The sequence below is a fragment of the Sorangium sp. So ce834 genome (assembly GCF_051521425.1).
Taxonomy (GTDB): domain Bacteria; phylum Myxococcota_A; class Polyangia; order Polyangiales; family Polyangiaceae; genus Sorangium; species Sorangium cellulosum_D.
In genome coordinates, this window is sequence record NZ_CP150351.1 from 4,778,567 (window position 1) to 4,793,948 (window position 15,382).

Sequence of the window (15,382 nt, forward strand, 5' to 3'; positions counted from 1 at the left end):
CGCGGCTGGCCGGCGCGGGCCCTGGCTTACGGATCGGCTTCCGGTCCTGCGGGCTGCCGTGTCAGATTCCGGAGCGATGTCGCAGACCCCTGATCGATCCGGCGAGGGCGGAGCGCTCTCGACCCACCTGTCCCCGAGCGGCGAGGCCCGCATGGTGCCTGTCGAAGGCAAGCCCGTCACGCACCGCCGCGCGGTCGCGTCGGGCGCCGTCCTGATGCGGCCCGAGACGATCGCCCGGGTCGCGCGCGCCGACGCGCCGAAGGGCGACGTGCTCGCCGCGGCGCGGATCGCCGGGATCATGGCGGCGAAGCGCACGCCGGAGCTCATCCCGCTCTGCCACGGGATCGCGCTCACCCACGTCGCGGTCGAGCTCGACGTGGACGAGCCCTCCGCGGCGATCCGGGTGACCGCGGCCGCGGAGGCGCTGGATCGCACCGGCGTCGAGATGGAGGCCATGGTCGCGGTGAGCGCCGCGTGCCTGACGATCTACGACATGCTCAAGGGGATCGATCGCGAGATGGTGATCTCGGACATCAAGCTCCTCGAGAAGAGCGGGGGTCGCTCCGGCCACTTCCAGAGGAGCGCGCCGTGAGCCGGATCCGCGCCGAGCCGCTCCGCCTCGACGAGCTCATCGCCGCCGTGTCCCATCCTGGCGCGGGCGGCATCGCCACGTTCCTCGGCGTTGTCCGCGACGTCAACGACGGCCGCGCGGTCACGCTGCTCGAGTACGAGGCGTACGGGACGATGGCCGAGGCCGAGCTCGCGCGGATCCTCGCGGAGATCGCCGCGGAGATCCCCGGCGTGCGCGTCGCCGCGACGCACCGGGTGGGCGCGCTCCAGATCGGCGACGTCGCCGTGGCCTGCGCCGCGAGCGCGCCGCACCGGGGCGAGGCGTTCCGCGGGTGCCGCCTGCTCATCGACCGCATCAAGGCGCGCCTGCCGATCTGGAAGCGCGAGCACGGGCCGGACGGCCCGTACTGGGTCGGCTGGGAGGACGCCCGCTGCGGCGGCGAGCACGGCCCCGAGGAGCACCACGGGCACGCGCACGGCCACGGCGGCGCGGCGCCTCCGGGCGGCGCCGGCGGCGGCTAGCGCCGCCACGCGACGGCCGTGGCGGCGCCCTCCGCTCGCGCCGAGGGGCGCCGCCTAGCGCAGGCGCAGCCCGAGCGGCGGCGGGGCGGAGAGCGGGTCGTTCTCCTGCAGGCGGTTGTTGTGCCGGATGTCCGTGCCCTTGACGAGGAACACGACCGACTCGGCGATGTTCATCGCGTGATCGGCGATGCGCTCCAGGTACTTCGCGATCGACTGGATGCGCGTGGCCCTGTACACGGTGCTCGGATCGCGGCTCATCATGAGGAGCACCTCCTGGAAGATGCGGGCGTAGTGCTCGTCGATCACGTCGTCGCGCGTGAGCAGCCGCTGCGCCCGGTCGCAGTCGCGGGCGACCAGCGCGTCGAGCGCCTCGTGCACCACCTCGATCGCCTCGTCCGAGAGGCCTTGCAGCTCCGCCGCCGGCGCGAGCGGCGGCTCCTCGTTGAGCTCCTGCACCCGCTCGCAGACGTTCACCACGAGGTCGCCGATCCGCTCGAGATCGGTGACGATCTTGAGCGCGGTCGTGACGAAGCGCAGGTCCGAGGCGACGGGCTGGCGCGTCGCGAGGATCCTCATGCAAAGCTCGTCGACCTCGCACTCCAGGCGGTTGATCCGGCGATCGAGCCGTATCGTCGCCTTGGCGAGGCCCGTGTCGCGCGTCGCGAGCGCCGTCGAGCCTTTCTGGATCATCTCCTCGACCAGGCTGCCCATCAGCAGCAGCTTCTCGCGCAGCGTGCGCAGCTCGTGCTCGTAGACCTTGCTCGTGTGCGACGTCGGCATGAAATCCCCACTCCCCTCAGCCGAACTTACCGGTGACGTAGTCTTCCGTCTTGCTTTCCTTCGGGTTGGTGAAGATTGTCTGGGTTCTGTCGAACTCCACCAAATCCCCCATGTAGAAGAAAGCCGTGTAATCAGAGCACCGCGCGGCCTGTTGCATGTTGTGCGTGACGAGCACGCAAGTATACCGCTGCTTGAGCTCATCGATGAGCTCCTCGATGCGCGCGGTGGCGATGGGATCGAGCGCAGAGCACGGCTCGTCGAGCAGGATCACCTCGGGCTCCACGGCGAGCACGCGGGCGATGCAGAGCCGCTGCTGCTGGCCGCCGGAGAGCGAGAGCCCGGACTGATCGAGCTTGTCCTTCACCTCGTCCCAGAGCGCGACCTGGCGAAGGCACTTCTCCACGAGGCCGGTCGCATCCTTGACGGAGACGCCGTTGAGCTTGTGTCCGGCGAGGACGTTCTCCCGGATCGACATGGTGGGAAAAGGGTTGGGCTTCTGGAACACCATGCCGACGCGGCGGCGCAATCGCACCGGGTCGACCGCTTTATCATAGATGTTCACGCCGTCGATCATGACGGAGCCCTTCGCCGTGGCCCCGGGCACTTGCTCGTGCATCCGGTTGAGACAGCGCAGGAACGTCGACTTGCCACATCCGGACGGGCCGATGACCGCGGTGACCTGGCCGTCGGGGATGTCCAGCGTGATGTCGTGGATGGCGTGGAACTTGTTGAAGTACGCGTTCAGCCGGGTGACGCTGATCTTGGCCGGCGGCGCCTCGGATTCGGGCTCCGCAGAGCGGCGGTCGCCCTCTGCGTCGAGCCCGCCGCGGCGTTGTCCGGCCTGTCCATCGTGCGGTGAGTCAAACGAGCTCATCGGGTGCCTTTAACGCGCCTTGACGCTCCGGGACGTGACGATTCGGGCGAGCAGATTGAGGAAGAAGACGAGGGCGATCAGCACGAGCGCGCCGGTCCAGGCCTCCTGCTGCCACCTCGGGTAGGGGGAGGTCGCGTTCCTCCAGATCTGCACCGGCAGCGAGGCGATGGGTCGGTCGACGGCGACGCTCCAGTACTGGAAGCCGAGCGCGGTGAGGAGCACCGGCGCGGTCTCGCCGGCGATGCGGGCCACGGCGAGCATCACGCCGGTGCCGATGCCCGGCGAGGCCGTCCGGAGCACGACGAGGAGGCTCGTGCGCCACTCCGGGACGCCGAGGGCGAGCGACGCCTCGCGGAGGTGCGCGGGCACGAGCTTGAGCAGCTCCTCCGTCGTGCGGGTCACCGTCGGGAGCATCACGATGGCGAGCGCGACGCCGCCGGCGAGCGCCGAGAAGCGCTTCATCGGGACCACGACGAGGGCGTAGACGAACACGCCGATGGTGATCGAGGGCACGCCGCCGAGCACGTCGGCGATGAACCGGATCGCGCTCGCGAGCTTGCCCCGCCCGATCTCGGCGAGGTAGATGCCGGCGAGGATGCCTGTCGGCAGCCCGATGCAGCAGCCGATCGCGACGAGGATGAGCGTGCCGACGACCGCGTTGCCCATGCCGCTCCGCTCGTCGCCGAGCGGCGGCTTCGGGAGCTGGGTGAAGAAGTCGAGGGACAGCCCGCTCAGGCCCTTGCTGACCACGTAGATGAAGATCAGAAACAGCGGGACCAGGACGACGACGGCGCTCGAGACGCAGAGGCCTTCGAAGAAGTAGCTGCGGGCGCGGCGCAGGCGCTCGCCGGGCGCCGGCTCGAGCAGCGTGCGTCGAGCGGCGGCGGAGGGGCGCGCCGCGGGGGCAGGGGCGTCGTTGCTCATGCGCGTCTCTCCAGCTTGCTCTTGGTCGAGCTCACGAGCCACCGGGCGAAGAGGTTGAGGATGAGGGCGACCCCGAAGAGGAGCAGCGCGACGTTGGAGAGCGCCGACACGTACATGTCGCTCGTCGCCTCGACGAACTCGTTGGCGATGACGCTCGCCATCGAATACCCGGGGTGGAAGATCGACGCGCTGATCTTCGGCGAGTTGCCGATCATCATGGTGACCGCCATGGTCTCGCCGAGCGCCCGGTTCAGCCCGAGGATGATCGCCCCGATGATGCCCGAGCGCGCCGACGGGAGGACCGCGTAGCGGATGGTGTCCCACGCGGAGGCGCCGAGCCCGACCGCCGCCTCGCGGTGCAGCTGCGGGACCGCCTGCATCACCTCGCGCGAGACCGAGGTGATCGTGGGGACGATCATGATCGCGAGGATGACGCCCGCGGCGAACATGCCGACGCCGAGCGGCGGGCCCTCGAAGAGCGGCAGGAAGCCGAGGTGCTCGATCAGGAACGGCTCGATCGTCTCCTGGAGCCAGGGGCGGAGCACGGCGATGCCCCAGAACCCGTAGACCACGCTCGGGATCGCCGCGAGGAGCTCGACCATGAAGCCGAGCGGCTTGCGGATCCGGTGGGGGGCGAGGTCCGAGAGGAAGATCGCGAGGCCCAGCGAGACGGGGACCGCGAGCGCGATGGCGATCACCGCGCTGACGACCGTGCCGTAGATGAACGGCAGCGCGCCGAACTCCTCGCGCGCGGGGTCCCACACGGTGCCGGTGAGGAACGCCAGGCCGAATTTGTCCATGGCCAGCCGGGACGACCGGACGAGCTCCAGCACCATCAGCGTGGGCACCGCGAGCACCGTCAGGCCGAACACCGTCAGGATGACGCGGAACGCTCGATCCGCGCCGCGCGTGCCGCGCGCCACGTCGCCCCCCGACGCTGTCGAGGCGGCTTGTTGCATGGGGACTTCTACCGTGCTCATGGACCTATCCTGCGCGCGCGCCGGCGGCGCGCGGCGGAGCGCCGTGCGCACCGCTGACGCGCCGTCCTTCATGGTGTCGGGGTGAGCAGGGGCTTGCCGTCAGGGCCCACCAGCGTGGCGAGCTTCTTGTTGACCTTCTCGACGACCGCCGTCGGCAGCGGCGCATAGTGGAGGTCGTTGGTGAACTTCTGGCCGTCTTGCATCGCCCACTTCACGAAGTTGGCGAGCACCTTGCCCTTCGCGAGCTCCTTCTGCTCCTGGTAGACGAGGAGGTAGGTGAAGCCGGCGATGGGGTACGCGTCCTCGCCCTCGGCGTCGACGATCGACATGCGGAGGTCGTCGGGCATGTTGGCGGCGGCGCCGGCGCCCGCGGCGGTCGTGCTCTCGAGCGACGGGGCGACGAACTTGCCGCTCTTGTTCTTGAGCGAGGCGAAGGTGAGCTTGTTCTGCATCGCGTACGCGAGCTCGATGTAGCCGATCGAGGCGGGCGTGCTCGTGATGAGGGCGGAGACGCCGTCGTTGCCCTTGGCGCCGAGGCCGCCCGGCCAGTTGACGCTGGTCCCGGTCCCGGGGCCGCTCTTCCACTCCGGGCTCACCGCGCTCAGGTAGTCGACGAAGATCTTGGTGGTCCCGCTGCCGTCCGAGCGATGAACCGTCGCGATCTCCTTGTCGGGGAGCTTCACGTCCGGGTTCTCCTGCTGGATGGCCTGGTCGTTCCACTTCTTGATCTTGCCGAGGAAGATCTGCGCGGCCGCGTCCGGCGTCAGCTTCAGCCCCGAGGGCACGCCCTCGAGGTTGTAGGTCAGCACGACGGCGCCGAGGCAGGTCGGCAGGTGCAGGATGCCCGCCGCCTTGGCGAGCTGCTCCTCGGTCATCGGCGCGTCGGTGGCGCCGAAGTCGACGGTCCGCTCGGTGATCTGCCGGATCCCGCCGCCGGAGCCGATCGACTGGTAGTTGATCTTGACCTTGGAGTTGGCTTTTTGGAACTCGGAGATCCACTTCGTATAAAGCGGATACGGGAACGTGGCACCCGCGCCCGTCAGGGGGACCTCCCCATCGGCGGCCGGCTGAGGCGCCGCGTTCGGCTTCGAGCCGGGCAGCGAGCCGGTCTCTTGGGGACCGTCGGAGCGACCGCATCCAGCGGCCAGGAGGAACATCGCCAGGGTGAGCAGAATTCGAGCCATGCACCGTCAGGCGTAGTCGAGCTTTGTGACAACCGTGTGACGGCAGGGTGGAACAGCGAATACCGGATTTTCCCGACATTGCGGGGCTCACGCGGCGCGCGCGAGGCGGACGGTGAACTTGGTGCCGCGGCCGATGGCGCTCTCGACCTCGATCGAGCCGTTCATCAGCTCGACCAGGTGCTTCACGATGGCGAGGCCGAGCCCCGTGCCGCCCAGGTCGCGCGAGCGGCCCGCGTCGACGCGGTAGAACCGCTCGAAGATGCGGCCCAGGTGGTGGGGAGGGATGCCGGGGCCGTCGTCGGCGACGGCGATCGTCACCTGCTGATCGACCGAGCCGGCCTGCACCGTGACGTGCGCGCCCTCGCCCGCGTACTTGATGGCGTTGTCGAGCAGGTTCATGAGCACCTGCTCGAGCGCGCGGCGGTCGCACCGCGCGGGCGGGAGCGCGGCGGCGTCGACCGTCAGCGTGACCCTGCGGCGGCGCGCCGCCTCGTCGAGCAGCTGCGTCACGTGCTCGATGGCGGGGGCGATGTCGAGATCGGCGAGCGCGAGGCGGAAGTTCTTCGCCTCGATCTTCGACAGGTCGAGCAGGTCGTCGACGAGCTGGCGGAGCCGCTTCGCGTGCCGATCGATCACGTCGACGAACTCGGCGGCCTCGTGCGGATCCTGCAGCGCGCCGAGCTGCAGCGTCTCGGCGGCGGTGCTGATCGCGGTGACCGGCGTCCTGAGCTCGTGGGACACGTTGGCGACGAAGTCGGTCCGGATCGTCTCCAGCCGGCGGAGATCCGTGACGTCGTGGAACACCGCGATGAGCCCGGGCTCCGTGGGCGCGCCGTCGTGCTCCGCGCGCGCGTCGAGCGCGTCGTGCGCCGGGGCCTTCCGGCGCGACACCCGCACGAGCAGCCGCCGCGGCAGCGTCCGCCCGAGCTCGACCTCGACGTCGACCGGCTCGTCCCGCTGGCCGGCGAGCTGGATCGCCTCGGTGAGGCGCGCGTTGCGGATCGACTCGATGACCGATCGGCCGAGCGCGTCCTCGCCGAGGGACGCCATCGCGCGCAGCGCCCGGTTGGCGAGGAGGATCCGCCCGTCGCGATCGAGCACGAGCACGCCCTCGCTCATGCCGTCGAGGATGCCGGCGAGCAGATCGCGCTCGGTCCGGACCTCGGCGATGGAGCGGGAGAGCTCGCTCGTCAGGTGGTTGAGCGCGCGCGCGAGCTGGCGGAGCTCGCCCGAGCCGCGCAGGGGCGCGCGCGTCGACAGGTCGCCCTCGGACATCGCCAGCGCGAAGCGGGTCAGCCTCCGGATGGGGCGCGTGATGAAGAAGGTTGTGGCGGCGCCGACCGAGATGGCGACGACGATCACGGCGCCCATGCCGAACAGCATGGCCCGCCGCGAGCGCGAGAGGGCCGCGTCGACGGCGGCGCGCGGGCTGTGCTCCGCGAGCAGCGCCGCCTCCATGTCGCGCGCGGCGAGGCGCTCGATCGGCACGCCCGCGACGAGGAGGACGAGCACCGTCGCCGCTACGAGCTTCGCGCCGATGCCGAGCCGCCTCAACACGAGCATGAGCGCCCCTAGGCGGCCTCGGGCTCGGCGCGGAACCGGTAGCCGACGCCGCGCACGGTCTCGATGTAGTCGCCGGCCGCCCCGAGCTTCTCGCGGACGCGCTTCACGTGGGTGTCGACGTTGCGCGCGGTGACGTCGACGTGCGAGCCCCACACCTCGTCGAGCAACAGGTCGCGCGATAGCACGCGCCCGCGGCGATCGTAGAGCATCATGAGCAGGCGGAACTCGAGCGCCGTCAGCGCGATCTCGTTCTCCTGCACCCACGCCCTGTGCGCGGCGCGGTCGACGCGGAGGATGCCGAAATCGAACTTCTCCGGGGCCGACGTGGGGCTCTCGGAGCGCTTGAGGATCGCCCGCGCGCGCAGGATGAGCTCTCGCACGCTGAACGGCTTGACGACGTAGTCGTCGGCCCCGAGCTCGAAGCCGACGATCCGATCGATCTCTTCCCCCTTGGCCGTGACCATGATGACGGGGACCGCGGAGGTCTGCGGGTTCTGCTTCAGGCGGCGGCAGATCTCCGTGCCCGACATGTCCGGGAGCATCAGGTCGAGCAGGACGAGATCGAACCGCTCCTCCTTGACCGCGCGGAGCGCTGTCTCTCCGCTCCCGGCGGAGACCACATCGAAGCCAGCTTGACGGAAGTTGTACGTGAGGACGCGCTGGAGGTCGCGCTCGTCCTCGACGATGAGCACGTGGCTCGGCATGGCCGATGGGTGTAGCAGCGCATTGTGACAGCTTCATGGCGATCGCGCGTGCCGCGCGTCGTCCATCCCACGAGGCGGAGCGGCTGCGAGCAGGCGGTGGAGCGCGAGGTCGACGGGAGCGCCGCGGCGCGCGCCGGGCGGCGGACGGCCCGATCGGAGGCGGCCCTGGGCGCCGCCGGGAGACCGGCCGGGAGCGGCGAGGCGCAGGCGGGCGGGAACGGCGGGAGCGCGGAGGCGCGCAGGCCACGCGCAGCGAGACCGGTCGCGGACCTTGAGGACGGAATGCGTGGCGCTTGCAACGCTCGGAGTTTTCGCCTAACTGGCCCGCCCATGGCCCTCGAGCGAACCCTCTCAATCATCAAGCCCGACGCAATGGAAAAGAACAAGGCAGGCGCGATCATCGCTCGCCTGGAGCAGGAGGGCTTCACGATCAAAGCGATGAAGCGCATCCACCTCAGCCGCGCGGAGGCGGAAGGCTTCTACGCCGAGCACCGGGGGCGCGGCTTCTTTGACGAGCTCGTGACGTTCATGTCGCGCAGCCCCATCCTGGTGATGGCCCTCGAGCGCGAGGACGCGGTCGCGAAGTACCGCGAGGTGATCGGCGCGACCGACCCGGCGAAGGCGGCGGAGGGGACGATCCGCAAGCTGCACGGGGCGAGCGTGGGCGAGAACGCGGTCCACGGCTCCGACAAGACGGCGACCGCCGCGCGCGAGATCGCCTACTTCTTCGCAGGCTACGAGGTCGCTCCGAGCGCGACCAACTGATGCTGGGCGAGCGGCTCGCCGCTGCGCTCGGCGCGGCGCGGGACGGCGCTGCAGGCATCGAGAGCTTCGCCCACCTGCTCGGCTCGCGCCGCGTCGGGCCGCGCGGGGTCGCCCTCGCGCTGCCGGAGGTGTGCGAGGGGTGCGCGGCGCTGGTCGCCGCCCTCGACAGCCTCTCCGCGGCGGTCCGCGACGGCTTCGTCGAGACCGACGACGCCGCGGCGGCCGACGCCGCGTGCGCGGTGCTCGAGCACGCGGGCGTCGACGTCGCGCGCCTCACGGACGAGCTGTCGCGCGCCGCCGCGGGCGCCCCGGCGGGGCGCGGCCCCGGGCGCGGCCGCGGGGAGCGCGCCGGCGCCGAGCGCGGCATCGACGCCCGGCAGCGCCTCGCGCTCGAGGCGTCGGTGCGCAGGACGGCCCGGGAGCTGAGCGGCGCGCTGCGCCTGTCCGAGCTCGTGATCGCGACGCTCGAGCTGCGCCCGACGCCGCTCGATCTCATCGACGTGCTCCGCAACTGGAGCGCCGCAGCGGTCGAGGGGCGGCCCGTCGTCGGCATCTCGGTCGCCTCCTCGGACGGCCGCGCCAACGAGGTGGAGGGCGACGTGCGCGCCGTGAGCGGGCTCATGGAGCTCGCCGTCGGCATGGTCAGCGCCGCGGGCGTCGCGAGCCCCCACCTCGCCGTGTCCCGCCTGCCGGACGGGCGCTCGACGGTGCGCATCGCGGAGCGCGGCCCGCGCGAGGCGGCGCCGGCGGTCGCCCTCGACGTGGTGCTGCGCGACGGCGGCGAGCGGGCCGCCGCCGTGGCCCGCGTCGTCGCGCGCCGCGCGGGCGTCGACCTCGTCGAGGGGCCCGGCGGCCGCGTCGTCACCATGACGTTCTGACGCCGCTGCCGGTGCTGTCGCGGCCGTGCTAAAGGCGGCGCCATGGCCACCGACGAATCCCTGAAGTCCCTTGTTGAGGCGGCGTTCCGCGACCGCGAGCTCCTGCGCTCGCCCGCGCACGAGGCCGCGGTCCTCCGCACGATCGAGCAGCTCGACCAAGGCCTGCTCCGCGTCGCTGAGCCCGACAAGACCCCGCAGGCGGGCGGCGAAGGCGCGGCGTCCGGCGGCGAGGGCGCCCCGCACCGGTGGGTGACGCACGCGTGGATCAAGGAGGCGATCCTGCTCTACTTCGCGCTCCGCGGCATGAGCGTGATGGAGGTCGGCCCCTTCGAGTTCCACGACAAGATCCCGCTCAAGCGCGGGCTCGACAAGGCGGGCGTCCGCGTCGTCCCGCCGGGGACGGTGCGCTACGGCGCGTTCCTCGAGCAGGGCGCGATCGTCATGCCCGGCTACGTGAACATCGGCGCGTGGGTCGGCGCCGGGTCGATGGTCGACACGTGGGCGACCGTCGGGAGCTGCGCGCAGATCGGGCGAGGCGTGCACCTCGCCGGGGGCGTCGGCATCGGCGGGGTGCTCGAGCCGCCGGGGGCGCGGCCGGTGATCATCGAGGACGGCGTCTTCGTGGGCTCGCGCGTCATCGTGGTGGAGGGCGTCGTCGTCGAGGAGGAGGCGGTGCTCGGCGCCGGCGTGGTGCTCACCGCGTCGACGGCGATCCTCGACGTCACGGGGCCGGAGGTCGTCGAGCACCGCGGCCGGGTGCCGGCGCGCAGCGTGGTCATCCCGGGCACGCGGCCGAAGCGCTTCCCCGCGGGGGAGTTCTCGATCCCGTGCGCGCTGATCATCGGCAAGCGGAGCGAGGCGACCGACCGCAAGGTGTCGCTCAACGCGGCGCTGCGCGACTTCGCGGTGCCGGTGTGAGCGCGCGGCCCGATCGGGACGCGGCGGCCGCGGCCGCCCTCGCGGACACGCTGCTCTGGTTGTGCTCGGTCCCGTCGCCCATCGGGGAAGAGCAGGAGCTGTGCGCCGCGGTGGCCGAGCGGCTCGGTCGGGCGCAGCTCGCCGCGCCGGTGCGCCGTCACGGCGACTCGCTGGTCGCGCAGGTGACGCAGGGCACGGGCGGCCCGAAGATCGCGCTGGCCGGGCACCTCGACGTGGTGCGCACCTCGCACGACGGGCCGCCGCGGATCGAGGGGGATCGCCTCTACGGCCCCGGCGCGAGCGACATGAAGTCGGGCCTCGCGCTGATGCTCGACCTCGCCGAGGGCGCGCGGGAGGACATCGCGGGGGTCGATCTGACGCTCGTGTTCTACGCCCGGGAGGAGGGCCCGTACCTCGAGAACGAGCTCGCGCTGGTCATCGAGCGCGAGCCGGGCCTCCGCGCGCTCGATCTCGCGGTGTGCCTGGAGCCGAGCGACAACAAGCTGAGCCTCGGCGCGAGCGGCTCGCTGCACGCGGGGCTGACGTTCCGCGGGCGGACGGCGCACAGCGCGCGGCCGTGGCAGGGGGAGAACGCCATCTACAAGGCGGGCCCGCTCCTGGTCGAGCTCGCCGCCCTCGCGCCGCGCGAGGTCGAGATCGACGGGTTCGTCTACCGGGCCGTGACGACGGCGACGATGGCGCAGGGCGGGCGCGGGCGGAACGTCGTGCCCGACGAGTTCACGATGAACCTGAACCACCGCTTCCCGCCGGGGACCTCGATCCAGGAGGCGCAGCGGACCGTCGAGGCGCTCGTGGGCGGCCGCGCCGAGATCGAGTGGCGCGATCTCAGCCCGTCGGCGCTGCCGCACGCGTCGCACCCGCTCGTCGTGGCGTTGCGCGAGGCCGGCGTCGCCGCGGTCGAGCCGAAGCAGGCGTGGACCGACGTGGCCCGCTTCGCAGAGCTCGGCGTGCCCGCGGTGAACTTCGGCCCCGGCGAGAACGCCCAGGCGCACCAGCGCAACGAGTGGGCGTCGCTGCGCAAGCTGTCCGACGGCCGCGCGATCCTCCGCCGCTGGCTCTCGGCGCTCGGACCGGCCTGACGGCCGCGCGCCTGCTGAGCGCGCACCGCGAGCGTGCCCGCGGCGCGCGCTCCGCTGTCGAGGGCGCGCGCCGCGCTCTTCCGCGTGCGCGGGCTCTCGGTCAGGGCGCTGCGCGCACCGAGAGCCCGGCGGCCGGGATGGTGAAGAAGAACGTGCTGCCCTGGCCGGGCGAGCTCTCGACCCAGATCGTGCCGCCGTGGGCCTCCACGATGCCCTTGGTGACGAACGCCGCGAGCCCCATCCCCTGCCCGAGGGGCCGGCGAGCGGGCGCGTGGCGGGCGAAGAGCAGCGGCTGCTGGTCCGGCGCGATGCCGGGGCCGGTGTCGGAGATGGAGAACCGCGCGTCGTTGCCCGAGGGCTCCGCGCGCACGGTGATGCGTCCGCCCTTGGGCGTGAAGCGCATCGCGTTGCCGAGCAGGTTCGCGATGACCTGGACGATGCGCTCCCGGTCGCACGCGATGGGCGGCACGTCGTGCGGCAGCTCCTTCGCGATCTCGAGCGGCTTCAGCGCGACGGTCGGGGCGATGAGCTCGATCGCCCGGTCGAGGATCGGCTCGACCTCGTGTGCGCCCTTGCCGACCTTCAGCGAGCCGTTCTCGATGCTCATGGCGTCGACCAGGTCCTGCGCGAGCTGGTTGATGTCGTCCGCCGCGCGGGTGATCGCCTCGAGCTGCCGCCGCCCCGGGCCCTCTTGAGGGATCGAGCGCATCAGCATGCGGGCGCTGACCACGATCACGCTCAGCGAGTTCCTGAGATCGTGCGAGATGGTGGACACCGTCTCGCGGAGCATGCGCTCGGCCGTCTCCGCGCGGCGCTCCAGCCGCTGGCATTGCTCCTCGAGCCGCTCGCGCTCGGCCGCGTCGCCGCGCGGGGCGTGCCGGTCCGCGTCCGCCTTCGATCGCCTGGGCGCCCTGGCGCGCAGGGTCGCCGGCCCCGCGGAGCGAGGCCCAGCCGCCGCAGCCGACGCCGCTCCCCTCTTCGGCGAGCGCAGGGGCACCGCCGTGGCGCGCCCGCGGAGCGGGCGGCCGGGCGCTCCATCCGCGCTGTCCGCCGCGTCTTTTCCGGCTTTTTTCCTCGTCACCCCCGCCATCCTCGCTCCCTCTTGGCTCTCAAGCGATCAGTTAGCCAGAAAGACCGTGCTCGGGATAGTCAGGTGGTGCCTCAGCCAAGTCATGGCAGCGCGGGAGCGCAGGTGCGCTGTTCCTCTCGCGGGTCGCGGGTCGCGGGTCGCGGGCGCGGGTCGCGGGGGCCGTGCGCCGTGCGCCGCGCCGGTCTCGCGGGATGGCTGGAGAGCAGATTCGCGGCGCGTCAGGTCGTTCTTTCCGGCTGCGGCGACGGGCCCCGCGCGTCGTCTTCGCGCGACAGGAGGCGGCGAATCTCGAGCACGAGCGTGTCCGGCAGGCACGGCTTGGTGAGGAAGGCGTCGCACCCCGCGTCCTTCGCCTCGCGCGAGTGCCCCGCGAGCGTGTGGCCGGTGAGGGCGACGATGGGGATCCGCTTCGTGCGCGGGTCGCTCTTGAGGTGGCGCGTCGCCTCCCAGCCGTCGATCTCGGGGAGCGACAGATCCATCAGGATGAGGTCCGGGATCAGCTCGAAGGCGCGATCGAGCGCCTCCCGACCGGTCGCCGCCTCGGCCACGCGGAACCCGGAGAAGGACAGGTATTCCGCGAACATCTCCCGGTTGTCCTGGAAGTCGTCCACGACCAGGACGAGCGGCGAGAACGTGTTGTCGTCACACTTCACTTCCATCCCAGTGAACCTTTCCATTCCTCGGCGCGCCGCCCGATCGAGCGCGAACGAGCCCGACATCGTGCGGCCGGTCTCTCACGCAGGTGATGTAGGGAGGCGATCCGCTCGGGTCACGCGATGTTTGTATACCTTATTGCCGGCCGGACGCCGGGCATTTCCCCTCCCGCGCAGGGGTCGCCCTGCACTTGGCCTGAAGGGGTCTAAGGTTGTTCCTTACGTACCCTAGGTGGGCCCGTAGGGCCGGCGGGCGCCGATGATCTCGTGGAGCAAACGAGCGGCGCTGTCCCAGTCGACGGGCTTCACGAGCACGCCGTCGAAGGCCGAGGCGTTGAGGGCGGCGCGGGCCTCGAGATCGCGGCGGCCGGTGCACGCGAAGATGGCGACGTGCTGGGTCGCCGGGTCGGCGCGCAGCGCCTCGGCGACGACGAACCCGTCGATGCCGGGCATCCTCAGGTCGCACAGGATCACATCCGGCACGTCCTGTGTGGCGAGGAACACGCCGCGCAGCCCACCCGCCGCCCGCTCGACCAGGAAGCCGTGCGCGGCGAGCGCCGCCTCCGCCATGACGAGGAAATCGGGATCATCGTCCACGATGAGGACCCGGCGGCGTCGCTCGACCACGAGGGTATCCTCGTCGCCCTCCTCGTCGTGTTGCTCGGCGGACTCTCTGCGCTCTGCCTCGGACATGCTCCCCCGCTCGCGGCTCGGCTGACGGCGCTCCCCAGGTGCTCGGGCTTCGATGCGAGGCATCAGGGCGACGACCTCCCGCCGGCGTTCCTGGAAAGGTCCCCCTGCGTTGGTGGAGGCGAAACCTGAGCCCCGGGTACACCTTGTGCCCAGGTCGCTTATCCGCAACCATCAACTGTCCAGCGCAGATGGGGGCTCTGCGCGGTTCGCCCTCAGCGCCTGGCGACGGCTGTTTCGGGGCGGTCCCGACGACAGTTGGCTTGCTCGTCTGATGCTCGAGGTCCGCGCTGCTGCATATTCGGAGCAGGCGTCTATGTGGATGGATGACGAGTTTTTCGCGCGAGTGGGCCACGACCTACGCGGCGAGCTGGCGACCATGCTGGCCGGGGTGCACTACCTTCTGCGCTACCAGAAGGATCTCGGACCAGCGCCGCGCGACATGCTGGAGCGCGTGCGCGGCGCCGGCGAGCGGCTGAAGCGGCTGCTCGACGAGTTCGACAACTCCATCTGGCTCCGCGCGGACGCGAGCCGGCCGATGTCGATCGCCCGCTGCGACGCGGCCGAGCTCGTCCGGCGCGCCGCGGCGCAGCTCGAGGCGATGGCCGCCGCGCGCGGCGTGCAGATCTCGTTCGAGGCCGGGCCCGACGGTGCCGCGACCGTGGAGGGCGATCCGGAGCTCCTCCGGGTGGCGCTGGAGTACGTGCTCGGCTTCGCCATCCTGCGATCGCGCGATCGGCCGGTGCAGGTCCGCGTCTCGAGCGCCGACGGCGCGCCCGTGGTGACCGTCGTCGACGAGGCGGGCCCCGTCCCGCCGGAGCCGCTCGCCCGGCTGCTCGAGCCGTTCGGCGAGCGGGCGGCGATCCCCGCCGACCCGGTCGCGCCGCGCCGCCGCGAGCGGCTCGGCCTCGGGCTCGCGATCGCGCACGGAATCCTCGGCGCGCACGGGGGCGGGCTGACCGTGGAGCCGTCGTCCGAGCGCGCGGACGGCGGCGCGCCGGCATCGGCCGCGGACCTCTCCGCGACCGGGCTGCGCTTCACCTGCTTCCTCGGCGGCGTTGGGAGGGATCCTCCCACCCGATTGCCGGAGACGGAAGGTCGCTGCGACGCGGCGAGCGGCCGGTGACGGAGGAGACCCTTCCGAGGGCTCCAACGCGCGGATCGTGTCCGATAGAGACTTCGTCTAG

17 protein-coding genes are annotated in these 15,382 nt (G+C 71.7%); 7 read left to right on the plus strand and 10 right to left on the minus strand.

Annotated features, from left to right (window positions below; genetic code table 11):
- Positions 1-76 precede the first annotated feature (76 nt).
- Positions 77-592, plus strand: a complete 516-nt coding sequence (gene moaC, locus WMF20_RS17325; protein ID WP_129575407.1) for a cyclic pyranopterin monophosphate synthase MoaC — start codon at positions 77-79, stop codon at positions 590-592.
- Complete coding sequence (locus WMF20_RS17330; RefSeq protein ID WP_129575408.1) at positions 589-1,092, plus strand: molybdenum cofactor biosynthesis protein MoaE; 504 nt, start codon at positions 589-591, stop codon at positions 1,090-1,092. Before moaC ends, WMF20_RS17330 begins: the two co-directional genes overlap by 4 nt.
- A 54-nt stretch (positions 1,093-1,146) precedes the next feature.
- Here WMF20_RS17330 and phoU read toward each other — a convergent pair whose 3' ends face one another.
- The 7 genes from phoU to WMF20_RS17365 all read right to left on the minus strand — a co-directional run bounded on the left by phoU (position 1,147) and on the right by WMF20_RS17365 (position 8,101).
- Positions 1,147-1,872: a phosphate signaling complex protein PhoU gene (gene phoU / locus WMF20_RS17335; RefSeq protein ID WP_437615012.1), complete on the minus strand. Its 726-nt coding sequence runs from the start codon at positions 1,870-1,872 to the stop codon at positions 1,147-1,149.
- A 16-nt stretch (positions 1,873-1,888) separates the two neighbouring features.
- Positions 1,889-2,746 carry a phosphate ABC transporter ATP-binding protein PstB gene (gene pstB / locus WMF20_RS17340; RefSeq protein WP_237245414.1) on the minus strand — a complete coding sequence of 286 codons (858 nt, stop codon included), beginning with the start codon at positions 2,744-2,746 and terminating at the stop codon, positions 1,889-1,891.
- 9 nt (positions 2,747-2,755) lie between these two features.
- Positions 2,756-3,670, minus strand: a complete 915-nt coding sequence (pstA, locus tag WMF20_RS17345; RefSeq protein WP_129575410.1) for a phosphate ABC transporter permease PstA — start codon at positions 3,668-3,670, stop codon at positions 2,756-2,758.
- A complete protein-coding gene (pstC, locus tag WMF20_RS17350; RefSeq protein WP_437615015.1) occupies positions 3,667-4,650 on the minus strand; it encodes a phosphate ABC transporter permease subunit PstC in 984 nt (327 codons plus the stop codon). Before pstC ends, pstA begins: the two co-directional genes overlap by 4 nt.
- A 68-nt stretch (positions 4,651-4,718) precedes the next feature.
- Entirely contained in the window at positions 4,719-5,834 is a 1,116-nt protein-coding gene (gene pstS / locus WMF20_RS17355) for a phosphate ABC transporter substrate-binding protein PstS (protein ID WP_437615017.1), read from the minus strand.
- Between the two features lie 87 nt (positions 5,835-5,921).
- The gene (locus WMF20_RS17360) at positions 5,922-7,397 is read right to left on the minus strand and encodes an ATP-binding protein (protein WP_437615019.1); all 1,476 of its coding nucleotides are present in this window, start codon (positions 7,395-7,397) and stop codon (positions 5,922-5,924) included.
- 8 nt (positions 7,398-7,405) lie between these two features.
- Positions 7,406-8,101: a response regulator gene (locus WMF20_RS17365; protein WP_020735531.1), complete on the minus strand. Its 696-nt coding sequence runs from the start codon at positions 8,099-8,101 to the stop codon at positions 7,406-7,408.
- 330 nt (positions 8,102-8,431) lie between these two features.
- On the opposite strand from WMF20_RS17365, the gene ndk reads away from it, so the two are divergent.
- The 4 genes from ndk to dapE are packed head-to-tail and all read left to right on the plus strand — an operon-like array spanning position 8,432 to position 11,762.
- Positions 8,432-8,866, plus strand: coding sequence for a nucleoside-diphosphate kinase (gene ndk, locus WMF20_RS17370; protein WP_061629540.1), 435 nt, complete (start codon positions 8,432-8,434; stop codon positions 8,864-8,866).
- Positions 8,866-9,744, plus strand: a complete 879-nt coding sequence (locus WMF20_RS17375; protein ID WP_437615021.1) for a hypothetical protein — start codon at positions 8,866-8,868, stop codon at positions 9,742-9,744. The genes ndk and WMF20_RS17375 overlap by 1 nt, the downstream gene beginning before the upstream one ends.
- Positions 9,745-9,786: 42 nt before the next feature.
- Positions 9,787-10,662, plus strand: a complete 876-nt coding sequence (locus WMF20_RS17380) for a 2,3,4,5-tetrahydropyridine-2,6-dicarboxylate N-succinyltransferase (protein ID WP_437615023.1) — start codon at positions 9,787-9,789, stop codon at positions 10,660-10,662.
- The gene (gene dapE, locus WMF20_RS17385; RefSeq protein WP_437615025.1) at positions 10,659-11,762 is read left to right on the plus strand and encodes a succinyl-diaminopimelate desuccinylase; all 1,104 of its coding nucleotides are present in this window, start codon (positions 10,659-10,661) and stop codon (positions 11,760-11,762) included. The genes WMF20_RS17380 and dapE overlap by 4 nt, the downstream gene beginning before the upstream one ends.
- 100 nt (positions 11,763-11,862) lie before the next feature.
- On the opposite strand, the gene WMF20_RS17390 is transcribed toward dapE, so the two are convergent.
- The 3 genes from WMF20_RS17390 to WMF20_RS17400 all read right to left on the minus strand — a co-directional run bounded on the left by WMF20_RS17390 (position 11,863) and on the right by WMF20_RS17400 (position 14,198).
- Entirely contained in the window at positions 11,863-12,852 is a 990-nt protein-coding gene (locus WMF20_RS17390; protein ID WP_129575415.1) for a sensor histidine kinase, read from the minus strand.
- A gap of 218 nt (positions 12,853-13,070) precedes the next feature.
- Positions 13,071-13,511, minus strand: a complete 441-nt coding sequence (locus WMF20_RS17395; RefSeq protein ID WP_437615027.1) for a response regulator — start codon at positions 13,509-13,511, stop codon at positions 13,071-13,073.
- Positions 13,512-13,733: 222 nt separating this feature from the next.
- Entirely contained in the window at positions 13,734-14,198 is a 465-nt protein-coding gene (locus tag WMF20_RS17400; protein ID WP_437615029.1) for a response regulator, read from the minus strand.
- Between the two features lie 343 nt (positions 14,199-14,541).
- On the opposite strand from WMF20_RS17400, the gene WMF20_RS17405 reads away from it, so the two are divergent.
- Positions 14,542-15,321 (plus strand): sensor histidine kinase, encoded by a 780-nt coding sequence (locus WMF20_RS17405; RefSeq protein ID WP_437615031.1) that lies wholly within the window; start codon positions 14,542-14,544, stop codon positions 15,319-15,321.
- Positions 15,322-15,382 lie beyond the last annotated feature (61 nt).